This is a genomic window from Priestia sp. YIM B13490 (assembly GCF_042787735.1).
In the GTDB taxonomy this organism is placed as follows: Bacteria; Bacillota; Bacilli; order Bacillales; family Bacillaceae_H; genus Priestia; species Priestia megaterium.
In genome coordinates, this window is record NZ_JBHZOT010000014.1 from 74409 (window position 1) to 84731 (window position 10323).

Sequence of the window (10323 nt, forward strand, 5' to 3'; positions counted from 1 at the left end):
TGCTTTTTTTATTGATATATCGTCTGAAAATCGGGGAAGAACAATCATTCATTGCAAATTTGTGCACTTCTAATAGCTCTATAAAATTAAAGGAGGTATTTTTTATGGATAGTGCTTTTTGGTTTTTTGTGATTGGTATTTTAGCAGCTTTCTTGCTTTTTGGTTATCAACTTGTAATCTCTAAAAAAATTGATTTACCTAAAGGATGGCCAGCTTTTAGTGCAGTTTTTGGTGGTATGGCCTTTATGCTTCTGGTTTACCATGAACAGGGAGGAACAAAATTTTATTCTATGTTCGGTGACAATAGTCAAGCAAACCTTGTTATAGCAGTACTTTGGTTTTTTGTTTTTTATCCAATACTTTCACTTTTTGTATATTTTCTTTCTTATTCAATCATACGATTTTTCTTATTCATGTTTGCTAATGGAAAAACTATAGGGGAATCAAAAATATTAGATTATTTTGTAGGACCAATTATTTTTATTGTTGTGGATGGGGTTTTTTATCTAGATTACTTTATCAGGAGCACACCTTAATGAAAAAAGAGCAGAAGGATGTTTAAATGCCAAACTATGTTATTATATCTCTTGTCGTAACCTTAGCAATTATTATTGTGTTTCAAGGAATTAGTAAGATGAATAAAAAATTAGAAAGGGACTATATTGCGAAGAGTCCAGAAAAAATTATAGAGTATATAAAGAGAAATGAAGAGCTTTTAGAAAGAACAAGTAAATTAAATAAGCAAATGCTTAATTTTTTAACCTTCACCATTATTGCAGTAATTGCTGTATTTATTTTCGTTCCGGTATTTACACCTATATTTTTCATAGCATCTTTATTCGCATTTACCCTACTAATTTTAAATATTATCTTGAGAAGTAGCTTAGAGGATAGGTTGAAAATTTTTAAGAATTTATCTTTAGAAATTAAAAATAAAAATAGCAATCTAAACGGTTAAAAGAACAGGAGTTAATGTGAAATGGATAATTTACACTTTCTGGGAGAGAAAATCTTAGGAAAAAAATATGAAATTGCACATATGGTACACACGAATAGAATGACTGACCTTAAAGAGGTAAAAGACGTCAATGTCACAAAAGAAGAAATTATTGAATTGAGAGCAAACTTCATCAGTTATTTTGGGCAGGCTCTCATGGAAAAAATCGATCAAAAAACAATTTTTGATCAAATAGTGAAATGGGCAAAAGAGTCAGGAGAATTTGCATCAAATCTAGGTATTTCTCTGAGTGAGGCTTTAGAAGATACGACCTATTACCGAAAATTCATATGGGAAGTCCTTAAAGAAGAAATAAGAGATCATAATATACCTACAGACACAATATTTGAATTAATCACTATCATTGATCCTTTATTAGATAAAGCTGTTTATGTTTTTAGTTTGACGTATGTAAATATTCATCAAGAAACACTAAAAAAAGCAAAGAGTGCTTTCCTTGAATTATCTGTACCGGTGGTTCCAATCACCAAAGGTATTGCTATACTACCACTCATTGGAGAGGTAGATCCAGAAAGAGCAACACTTTTACTAGAGGAAACATTAAAGAAGGCAAATGAACTAAAATTATCACATTTGCTATTTGACCTCTCCGGCGTGATGATTGTAGATACCATGGTTGCCCATCAAATTTTTAAAATTGTAGACGCATTAGGTCTTCTTGGGGTAAAAACAATATTAATTGGTATCCGGCCTGAAGTTGCCCAGACGATGATTCAACTAGGAATTGATTTTAGCACAATAACGATAAAAGCAAATCTAGAGCAAGCACTTCTTGATTTAAATTTAACTATAGATACTTTAGAATAAAAGTTCGTATCCAATTTGGATGAATAAAATGCAAATGAATTTCATATACATCTTTAGTTGGCATAATCACCGTTATTGGTAATCATATATTTATTCTGTAATAATTAGTTTTTTTATGTTTATTTTTCAACTCAAAGGGTAAAGTAATAGACTGGATTGTAATTCTAGAAGAAACATGTCTTTATTTGTTAAAGATTTTTTTTCTTCTTTCATCAGAAAAAAAACCTAATAGCCATAGTTAGGATATACATGGATATTATAGGAGAATCCTTAAATGATACTTATTAAAAATCAGGAAGAAGTAATCCGAGAAGCAAAATATCAACTACATATCACTATGGATGACTATCAAACAAAAATTATCTCTATTTTTGATAAGCAGCATATTCCTATGAGTAAACAAATTGGTTTAATGATTCTTCTGTCAGACATAAAAGAGCAGGCTGTATTGATTGGAAAACAGGCTGCAATTAAAGGGAAATCAGAATACGAAGGACAGAATCAATTAATTACAGAAGTTGTAGATGAAGTTCCCTACCAATACAGTGAAAAAACGGTAACTGATTTAGAAAATAATATACAAATAATCAAGAAGAAGATTGAAGATATGGCAAGAGAGTGCGAATTAGATTCTGAACTAGTTAACCTAAAAGCCCTTTTGCTTAACCTAAAGGTAACTAGTTATATAAATGGACATTATGAAATATATGTAAAAGATAATGCTTTATCTAGCAAAAGATCCTAGTATGCTGAGATCGTTTTATTTGATAAAATGATTAAAATTTTATATTTGGATTAAACTATCCAAGATGCAATAGAGCGTCGCCTAACGACTACCATTCAACGAACAGAAAAATACTGCCTCTTTTAACTGGGAAGAGGCAGTATTTTTCTGTTTTTACACCATATATCATATGCATTTTTAGTTATCATACTATCTCTTATAGGCAGTAATAAGCTCGTGAAATTGAAAAAATATAAGCATCGCAATAGAGTTGAGCTCTATGTAAGTGACGTAATTAGAACTGTCAAAATTACAGTAAAAGAGATGTAAATAAAATATATGTTTAAAGGGTAAAGATAAAAAGTGCCTTATTAAAATTATATTTTTGAGGAGGTATTTACAATTGAGTAGTACATCTAGATTCAAAATGCAGATTTACAGTCCTCAATGGGGGGATAAGGACCTTTATCATTTTAAAAAAACAAAAAGAGGATGGGAATTTGAAAACTATAGATGTAAAGGTGAAGTAGATAAAGGGGGTAATCCATTATTTTATAAAGCACTTGTTACTGAATCTCTTTCATATCCTAATCACTTAGAGGAATATCTCTCCATTGTTTGGGGGAAAGTTGAAGTTTTAAATAAAGAACAAGTTCAGAATATTTTTGATGAAATATCTAAATGGATATCGGCTAACAAAAATGACCTCAATTAATCCATTATAATTCTGAAAAACTGTGTACAGTCATGGGAATATTAACGGTTGGATCTGAATCGACATACTGGACACGTTAAACAGAGGGAAATACAAAAAAGGTTTCGGTTTAACACTTAATATATATAGTTTTATAGAGAACGGAATATTTATAAAAAGTCAAATGGACCTCCAAAATGGAACATAATCTAGCTTACTAGATGGTGCAACTTGCTATAATGATAGTACTGAGAACAAGGGGGATCGTACATGAAAGAAAGGATAAAAGAAATCATTATAGAGTTACTTACACAGAGGAATGATAAGGTTTCATTTGCTGAGATCGAACGTATATTGGAACGAAAAGGTATAAGTTATCAAGGGGGTTACAGTATTCATATGCCAAGTAATAAAAACGTAAAGCTGTGGGTAGGGATGTCTGAATATTTTTGTAAGGCAGTCGTAGAGTTAATGTTTGAGGATCGTACGATTATCCCTCGGAATGTTCCAAGTACATTATATATATTTGATGGTAAGATACCAGACTATCCAGTGGCTGAAAATCTACATCATATGTATGAAACGGAAAGATGGTTTCCTATAGCATTTTCGCTTGGAAACCTGTACGAGGAGGAAATTTAATCAAAAAAGGAAGCCTTACGCTGATAGGGGAACAAAACTCTCTTTTGTTGTAAACAAATGATGAGTAGGCTTACAATATGACTAAAGAAATGCTTTAAGGAAAGCTTAAAATCCGAGAAACAAGAACAGGTACAAGGAGAGATTTTTTGAACATTACTAATGATAGTTGATACATTAAGGATCATCAGTTAGAAGAACTCACGTACTTATTTTCTGAAGAAGTTAGAGAAAGCAATTGATGTATTTATATTTTAAAAGATGATGACGGTTTTCAGGATGTCTCTTTACATATCGATGTTAAGGAACATTTTTACTCTAAAATTCAGCGAACGATAGAGGGATCATATAGTGAGGCCATTTGTTTATATCCAGAGAACATTATCTTTTTAATAGAAGAGCGCTTACTTCAGCATTCTTCTGATTGGAATGAGTTTTATGCGAATATTGCTTTTTTGCTTTCCCATGAATTAAAACATTTTCAACAGTCTTATTTTTTAGAAGATCGTATCTTTATCATGCTTCAAGATTATAACCTGGATTATGTGATCGAATTACTAAGTGGACAAATAGGTTGTGTGGCTTGCATTGGTCAGAGCAAGATGCCTATACTTATTCTCTTCAGTTTGTTACAAAGCACAAGGAAGCCATTATAAAGATATTTCAATTAGAAGGTTGGCTCTTTTTCTTTGGATGTCATATTGAGATTAACTATGAGAAGGAGTGGAAGAGATATAAGCGTGAATTAACCTTTGTAGATCAAGTAATCTGGACCATCAAAGATTTATTTTGGAAACGAAACATGTTGATTTAAAGTAAATAGCGATTAATGGAATCTCATCATAAAACATACATAGATAGACGGAACTGAATTAGATAAAAAGAGAGTAAACCATCTTTTTTATTTGTTTGCTCTGAGAGAAAGTATTGATCATAGATAGGGGGTTCTGAGGTGAAAGTGTTAAAATGTTGAAAAAGCACCCCTGAACGGGTGCTGTGAATTAAAGTAGTTCATCGTTCTGATTTTTTAGGAACTTGCTTTCTAACTCTAATTGCTTCATTCGTCGTTGTAATCCTACATTCTCTAAATCTTGTTCTAACTCAGAAGATAAATCAGTTTGTTCTTTAGCATTCTCCATTAATTCTCTAGTAGTTGCCAACCTCTTTTGTTCTTTTGAGTTCATATTAACAGCCCCTCTCCTGTGACTTTCTAGGTTCGATATAGCAGGTGGGAAATCCTGCAAAAAACACATTTACCTAGGAATGAAACGGCACTACAATACAAAAAAACATCCATTTACATAGGATGTTTTTATTCTACTCTTATTTCGTTTTCATCTTTATAGCCTGCTCCTGGCGAGCTTCAATTTTTTCTTCAATCTTTTCCATGACCTGTTTATCTTCTAGTATTTTATGTCTGTTTTCATTGATTAGGTTTTGAAAAGAGGGTTTTAACTTTCTCATAATGGCACTTCTTTCTTACTGTTTAGTTTAGTCCGTAGACAAGTATGATTATAACGGTTAAATCAAAAAAAGCAATTATTTGCTATCAATATCCTTATGTGTTATACTACAATTAACTTGTTTTTGTTCGGTGTAAGATTGAGAGAAGAAAAAACCTTAAACAGAAGTTTTTATCTTGAAATAGTATGATTGGGCAAGAAAGGTAATACATTTGTGGAGTATTCCACAGCAGGAGGCAACATTATGACACAAGGTACAGTAAAATGGTTTAATGCAGACAAAGGTTTCGGTTTCATTGAAATCGAAGGCGGAGACGATGTATTCGTTCATTTCAGTGCTATTCAAGGTGAAGGTTTCAAATCATTAGAAGAAGGTCAAAAAGTTACTTTTGATATCGAGCAAGGTCAACGTGGAGCACAAGCTGCTAACGTTCACAAAGCATAATCAAAAGTGATAAAAAAAGACTCCTACGAAGGAGTCTTTTTTTTTTATGGTCTTATAAGAAAACCAGGATTTATCTACTATTAGTTCAATAGAAAACCCAGGCTTTAAAAAAAGCCTGGGTTTTAGACAAGACGATCGATACAAGGTATAACTAGTTATAACATACAATAGAAATAGAAAGCAAATGTAAATAAATTAACTATATTTTCAATTAAATAATATAGTAGTAATTTTTAATCTATGTGATAGCGTTGGTATAAATTATCTTCGGTGGGGATTAAGGGGGATTTTATTAATAAGCCGTTCTCCAGCTTCCATGTGATTTCCACACAAAGGGCATTTTTGGTGATTGTCGTAAGAGAAATCTTTTCTCATCCAGCCCTTACAATCTTCTACTGTACATTCCCAAACCTCTGTTTGTTCTTGAGCTAAAGGTTCTTGATTTTTTTTGCCGTAATAATACATACTAACATCACTACTCCTCTCATTATAGTATACCTTATAAAGGAGTGATAAATACGTTATACCTTTTAATGCATACGTATTTTATCAGTATCAGTCTCTTATTTAAAATTTATAAAATAGGAGTAAAAGGGTTAAATCTGGATATTAAGGTATAACCATCAATGTTTGATTAATAATAGTGAAAGTGATGATAAAAATATAATAAAGAGCAATTTGCATTTGTAAACTGCTCTTTTATTTATGTATATTCATGTGCAATACTCCCTGGGCATTATTCTAAAGGAATCCCTCTTTTTATGTCGAAAATTAGTAAGTATTAAGGAGGGGGTTAGATGCCTAAAGATTTAGTGAAAGAACTGTTAGATAAAGGCTTTAAAGTAGTGGACTTAACATGTGTGGGCACTATAAATATCATTTCAGCAAAGGAACTGTCTTTAGAAGAAATAAGTACTGACGCCATAGTTGGCATGCTATCACTAGATGAAAACAGCATTAAGTTTTCTCTTGACGAAGAACTCCCTTATTTTGAGGCAAGCACTAAACCATTAGCTGGATATATCAATTCAGAAAGCAAACTGCCCATAATGGAGGATGCAATTATTGATTACAAAGTGTATGTTAAAGAAGCAATTCTTCAGTCTAAGTAGTCAGCAAAGGAGCAGTTTGTACTTGTAAACTGTCTTTTTATTTATAGGAGATAATTGACTGCTTTTAATTAAATACGATATGGAGTTCTAATGTGAAAACTTCAAAATACTTGCGGCTAATCTCCCTAACACTAATGCTAGCAATCTAAAAATGAAACTAACATCCCGTACTATAATAGAAAAAAACTAAATACTAGGGGAAATGAATGATGGAAGAATTAAAACAAGAAGACCAAGATGCAGGTAAACTGTATGAGAAAGGGTTTAAGTGGATGCGTTTTGTCAGCTTTTTTATGGTTGTGAACCTCATTTTCACCGTAGCTTTAGTAGCAGTTGCCTTAGTAGCCCCTCAAATTCAAGAAAATTTTCAATGGGTAGCATTTGGTGTATATGGGTTTACAGTACTTTATCTCATCTTTATGCGTGAAGTAGCCTTTAGAAAGACATATGGATCTTTGGTAGTTTGGATGCGAACTGTATGGAATTTTAGCTTTATTGCTAGTGCGTTCGGGGCCGTCACTATGTTTGTGGGAAACACTCACTGGACTTTATTTTAAAGGGATTGCCTGTTTATGTTGAAAGTAAAAATAAAGGAGGAATACATATGAATCCATACGAACAATTCCAATTAAATAAAGAAGTAGAAGAGATGGCTAAACAACGAATTGAAATCCATAAAATGCGAATGGAATTATCTGAAGAGCTGGAAAACAACTGGGATAATAAAGAACTTCAAGATAGAATCATTGAATTAGAGGAAGAAAGCCAAAAACTTAAGAAGAAAATTGAGGCTTTACAAGCTAACTTTTAAGTATCCTTTCAGGATGCTTTTTTGGATTAAAGTGTTTTTACCAGAGCTATATGTGTGAACTTAAGTGAATTACTACTTTCTTAAGTGATGTCTAGAAGTTTTTCTATGAATGGGCTCAGAGTCGAGATATTCAGTTTAGAAAAAAGACAAGTAACCTATTGCTTGCATTGGAATAACTACAAATAGCAAGCATCAACTATTTTGCTAGCATGTCTAACACCATAGAAATACAAAAGGGGATTACTGCCTTGCCCCGTAAGCTTTTACCCTATTATAAAATATCGTCTCTTTCATTCCTATTTCCTTCATAAAGGCTACAGTAGTGATTTTTTTAGGTGTCTATTTTTTAAAAAGTCTATCCCATTTTTTAGAAAAGTAATAATGGGATAGCTTTCTTTTTTATTAGGGGGGGCGCCCACAAAAATCGAATTTTGTACGCTAAGGAAATACTCCAGCTAAAAAAAGCCGATTTCCTTTATATTAAAGGAATCGACTTTTTATTTGTCTTACTCAATTAAAATGCCCTACCGTGGAATAGGAATATGAACTGTCTTTTATCCAAACCAACAAAAAACGAGATTTCTCAATAATAAATTGAGAAAAAATGTATCTAAGTAAATTGGCTTTTGGCGGTGCATGACACCATGTTGCCATAATGTTATATGTAACTATTATAATACTATTACTTTTGGCTGTACCGAGATTTCAATACTCTTTCTTAAGGTATTACTGATGAAGCATGCCTTTTCTGCCCGGACAGAAACTTCTTCTAATTTTTCCACAGTAACACTTGAATCGGTTTTAATCGAAATTACCGGCTTGTGAATTATTTGTTTGAACTGCAGCTTTCCGTCTACCTTTTCGACAACGCCCTCGGATGAAACCTCAAGTTTTTCCACTTCTATTTTCCTGTTACTAAGCATAGCTGCAAGTGTAATCATGTAACAATTGTTCGCTGAGGAAATAAGCAGTTCCTCAGGATTAGTGCCGATGCCAGGTCCGTCGATTTCCTTCGGGACCGATACTTCAAGGTTCGATCCTCCTGGTAAACGAATAATTCCATTACCCTCGCGGTTTCCTTGCCATGATCCATTTACAATAAAATAAGAACTTGTCATTTTGACTTCCCCTTTGATATTTTTATATGTTACACATTATAATCGTATCGGCAAGGAACGGGCTCCGCAGAATAGTGTGCGTTACTCTTCCTTATAGATAAAAAGATGCTGATCCAGATCCATGGCTGTCAAACCACACTAGTAAATCAAATCAGAAACAAAAGGGACGTTACAACAAACATTAAAAGAATATCTAGAACTCCACCGAATGTAGGAAGAATAGAGATGTTTTCTCTATACACGGAAATGCAGATGAGTTTGTGAAATTAAAATCGTTTTGAAAAAGTAAATAAAGTTTATTTTATCTGAGTAATCATTACTACGATAACCCTAGAGTTATAACTCTAGGGTTGTTTTGCTATAGTATCGATAGAATACTAATTCCGCATAGGATATACATTTTAAATCAATTTAATGCAAAAAAGCTGAGAAACTTAACTTCCTAGCTTTTTTGAGTTTCTATCGCTAATAGGAAAAGGGTTTTTTGACTTTCTATCTAATGTGATAAGGTAAGAAGTGTGTAGAAGCTGTGTTAACATCTCTACATACTAATTTAAAATAATAGGAGGAGGTGTTTGAATATGAATAAAATGGAACTAGTTAGGGCTGTTGCAACAAAAGCAGAACTAACACAGAAAGATGCTGAAAAAGCTGTAAATGCGCTACTGGAAACAATTTATAACACACTTGCCAAGAAAGAAAAAATCCAACTGATTGGATTTGGGACATTTGAAGTGCGGGACCGTGCAGCACGAACAGGTCGTAATCCTCAAACAGGTGAAGAAGTAGATATTCCTGCTTCGAAAGTGGCTGCTTTTAAAGCAGGAAAAGAATTAAAACAAGCTGTTAAATAACATCGTATATTTGCAAAATTGTATAAAAATTTATGTGTTGATTCCAAAAGATTGAAACTTAGTTTTATACATTAAGTATTCATCTTTGCTTATCTCTTTCACTTTTATACCTACCAATATATCATGCTTATTCAGTGCCCCTTAACAAGGATAAATATTTTAAAGTCTCAAAGTCCATTTCCTCTTTAAGGTAGAACTTTTTATAATTTATTCATAAGGGAGCTAATTTGATGTTAAAAGAAATCGAAATGTTGAATTTGGGAATTAATTTATGTAAACAGATTAAAGATTTATTAGAAGAAATTGAGCAGGAAAATTAAGGTGAATATAATATATAATCAAAGGAGCACAAACCACATGCGGTTTGCGCTTCTTTAAATAATAAATACCAATAAAAGTAAAATGAAAAATCCACCAATAGATTGACAGTTTAATGCTTTATGGTATTAAGTTAGCTTATCATTATCGATAACTTGTCTGGCGTTAAGTGGTTTTTTGAAGGTAAATAAAATTCAATTCATACACCATTAGGTGAGAATATTTATTCTAACGTATCTATGATTAAATTCAAACTAAGAAGTGCTTGTTCGAGGTTTGATTTTACAGTTATTTTACTAAAATTAATTCCAAGTTGTATC

At 32.3% G+C, this 10323-nt stretch carries 16 protein-coding genes; 12 read left to right on the forward strand and 4 right to left on the reverse strand.

What is annotated here, in order from left to right:
- Positions 1–104 precede the first annotated feature (104 nt).
- The 7 genes from ACFX4R_RS25495 to ACFX4R_RS25525 all read left to right on the forward strand — a co-directional run bounded on the left by ACFX4R_RS25495 (position 105) and on the right by ACFX4R_RS25525 (position 4696).
- Positions 105–536 carry a hypothetical protein gene (locus ACFX4R_RS25495; RefSeq protein WP_377559026.1) on the forward strand — a complete coding sequence of 144 codons (432 nt, stop codon included), beginning with the start codon at positions 105–107 and terminating at the stop codon, positions 534–536.
- A 26-nt stretch (positions 537–562) separates the two neighbouring features.
- A complete protein-coding gene (locus ACFX4R_RS25500) occupies positions 563–958 on the forward strand; it encodes a hypothetical protein (RefSeq protein WP_377559028.1) in 396 nt (131 codons plus the stop codon).
- Positions 959–979: 21 nt separating this feature from the next.
- The gene (locus ACFX4R_RS25505; RefSeq protein WP_377570900.1) at positions 980–1825 is read left to right on the forward strand and encodes an STAS domain-containing protein; all 846 of its coding nucleotides are present in this window, start codon (positions 980–982) and stop codon (positions 1823–1825) included.
- 274 nt (positions 1826–2099) lie between these two features.
- On the forward strand, positions 2100–2570 hold the full coding sequence (locus ACFX4R_RS25510) for a hypothetical protein (protein ID WP_377559032.1): 471 nt from the start codon (positions 2100–2102) through the stop codon (positions 2568–2570).
- 382 nt (positions 2571–2952) lie between these two features.
- Positions 2953–3264: a hypothetical protein gene (locus ACFX4R_RS25515; RefSeq protein ID WP_251034448.1), complete on the forward strand. Its 312-nt coding sequence runs from the start codon at positions 2953–2955 to the stop codon at positions 3262–3264.
- Positions 3265–3513: 249 nt separating this feature from the next.
- Positions 3514–3885: a hypothetical protein gene (locus ACFX4R_RS25520; RefSeq protein WP_377559034.1), complete on the forward strand. Its 372-nt coding sequence runs from the start codon at positions 3514–3516 to the stop codon at positions 3883–3885.
- A gap of 580 nt (positions 3886–4465) precedes the next feature.
- Positions 4466–4696 (forward strand): hypothetical protein, encoded by a 231-nt coding sequence (locus ACFX4R_RS25525; RefSeq protein WP_377559036.1) that lies wholly within the window; start codon positions 4466–4468, stop codon positions 4694–4696.
- A 187-nt stretch (positions 4697–4883) separates the two neighbouring features.
- Here the strand turns inward: ACFX4R_RS25525 and ACFX4R_RS25530 are convergent, their stop codons facing one another.
- Together ACFX4R_RS25530 and ACFX4R_RS25535 are read right to left on the reverse strand one after the other, a co-directional pair.
- Positions 4884–5066 carry a hypothetical protein gene (locus tag ACFX4R_RS25530; RefSeq protein WP_215055458.1) on the reverse strand — a complete coding sequence of 61 codons (183 nt, stop codon included), beginning with the start codon at positions 5064–5066 and terminating at the stop codon, positions 4884–4886.
- Between the two features lie 139 nt (positions 5067–5205).
- Entirely contained in the window at positions 5206–5346 is a 141-nt protein-coding gene (locus ACFX4R_RS25535; protein ID WP_377559039.1) for an FbpB family small basic protein, read from the reverse strand.
- A 243-nt stretch (positions 5347–5589) separates the two neighbouring features.
- On the opposite strand from ACFX4R_RS25535, the gene ACFX4R_RS25540 reads away from it, so the two are divergent.
- On the forward strand, positions 5590–5790 hold the full coding sequence (locus ACFX4R_RS25540) for a cold-shock protein (RefSeq protein WP_013056497.1): 201 nt from the start codon (positions 5590–5592) through the stop codon (positions 5788–5790).
- Between the two features lie 261 nt (positions 5791–6051).
- Here the strand turns inward: ACFX4R_RS25540 and ACFX4R_RS25545 are convergent, their stop codons facing one another.
- Positions 6052–6255, reverse strand: coding sequence for a cold-shock protein (locus ACFX4R_RS25545; protein ID WP_377570903.1), 204 nt, complete (start codon positions 6253–6255; stop codon positions 6052–6054).
- A 332-nt stretch (positions 6256–6587) separates the two neighbouring features.
- Between ACFX4R_RS25545 and ACFX4R_RS25550 the strand changes: the two genes are divergently transcribed.
- The 3 genes from ACFX4R_RS25550 to ACFX4R_RS25560 all read left to right on the forward strand — a co-directional run bounded on the left by ACFX4R_RS25550 (position 6588) and on the right by ACFX4R_RS25560 (position 7713).
- Positions 6588–6902: a hypothetical protein gene (locus ACFX4R_RS25550; protein WP_214989314.1), complete on the forward strand. Its 315-nt coding sequence runs from the start codon at positions 6588–6590 to the stop codon at positions 6900–6902.
- Positions 6903–7111: 209 nt separating this feature from the next.
- Entirely contained in the window at positions 7112–7459 is a 348-nt protein-coding gene (locus ACFX4R_RS25555; RefSeq protein WP_377559268.1) for a hypothetical protein, read from the forward strand.
- Between the two features lie 47 nt (positions 7460–7506).
- Positions 7507–7713: a hypothetical protein gene (locus tag ACFX4R_RS25560; protein ID WP_162215313.1), complete on the forward strand. Its 207-nt coding sequence runs from the start codon at positions 7507–7509 to the stop codon at positions 7711–7713.
- Positions 7714–8384: 671 nt separating this feature from the next.
- Here ACFX4R_RS25560 and ACFX4R_RS25565 read toward each other — a convergent pair.
- Positions 8385–8831, reverse strand: coding sequence for an OsmC family protein (locus tag ACFX4R_RS25565; RefSeq protein WP_377570905.1), 447 nt, complete (start codon positions 8829–8831; stop codon positions 8385–8387).
- A 581-nt stretch (positions 8832–9412) separates the two neighbouring features.
- On the opposite strand from ACFX4R_RS25565, the gene ACFX4R_RS25570 reads away from it, so the two are divergent.
- A complete protein-coding gene (locus ACFX4R_RS25570) occupies positions 9413–9685 on the forward strand; it encodes an HU family DNA-binding protein (protein WP_116079361.1) in 273 nt (90 codons plus the stop codon).
- The last annotated feature ends 638 nt before the right edge of the window (positions 9686–10323 follow it).

Excerpts from the sequence above, each read along its gene's own strand:
- ACFX4R_RS25510 (WP_377559032.1), top strand. The coding sequence starts at position 2,100 with ATGATACTTATTAAAAATCAGGAAGAAGTAATCCGAGAAGCAAAATAT.
- ACFX4R_RS25520 (WP_377559034.1), top strand. The coding sequence starts at position 3,514 with ATGAAAGAAAGGATAAAAGAAATCATTATAGAGTTACTTACACAGAGG.
- ACFX4R_RS25565 (WP_377570905.1), bottom strand. The coding sequence starts at position 8,831 with ATGACAAGTTCTTATTTTATTGTAAATGGATCATGGCAAGGAAACCGC.
- ACFX4R_RS25495 (WP_377559026.1), top strand. The coding sequence starts at position 105 with ATGGATAGTGCTTTTTGGTTTTTTGTGATTGGTATTTTAGCAGCTTTC.
- ACFX4R_RS25540 (WP_013056497.1), top strand. The coding sequence starts at position 5,590 with ATGACACAAGGTACAGTAAAATGGTTTAATGCAGACAAAGGTTTCGGT.
- ACFX4R_RS25550 (WP_214989314.1), top strand. The coding sequence starts at position 6,588 with ATGCCTAAAGATTTAGTGAAAGAACTGTTAGATAAAGGCTTTAAAGTA.
- ACFX4R_RS25555 (WP_377559268.1), top strand. The coding sequence starts at position 7,112 with ATGGAAGAATTAAAACAAGAAGACCAAGATGCAGGTAAACTGTATGAG.
- ACFX4R_RS25535 (WP_377559039.1), bottom strand. The coding sequence starts at position 5,346 with ATGAGAAAGTTAAAACCCTCTTTTCAAAACCTAATCAATGAAAACAGA.
- ACFX4R_RS25505 (WP_377570900.1), top strand. The coding sequence starts at position 980 with ATGGATAATTTACACTTTCTGGGAGAGAAAATCTTAGGAAAAAAATAT.
- ACFX4R_RS25560 (WP_162215313.1), top strand. The coding sequence starts at position 7,507 with ATGAATCCATACGAACAATTCCAATTAAATAAAGAAGTAGAAGAGATG.
- ACFX4R_RS25500 (WP_377559028.1), top strand. The coding sequence starts at position 563 with ATGCCAAACTATGTTATTATATCTCTTGTCGTAACCTTAGCAATTATT.
- ACFX4R_RS25570 (WP_116079361.1), top strand. The coding sequence starts at position 9,413 with ATGAATAAAATGGAACTAGTTAGGGCTGTTGCAACAAAAGCAGAACTA.
- ACFX4R_RS25545 (WP_377570903.1), bottom strand. The coding sequence starts at position 6,255 with ATGTATTATTACGGCAAAAAAAATCAAGAACCTTTAGCTCAAGAACAA.
- ACFX4R_RS25530 (WP_215055458.1), bottom strand. The coding sequence starts at position 5,066 with ATGAACTCAAAAGAACAAAAGAGGTTGGCAACTACTAGAGAATTAATG.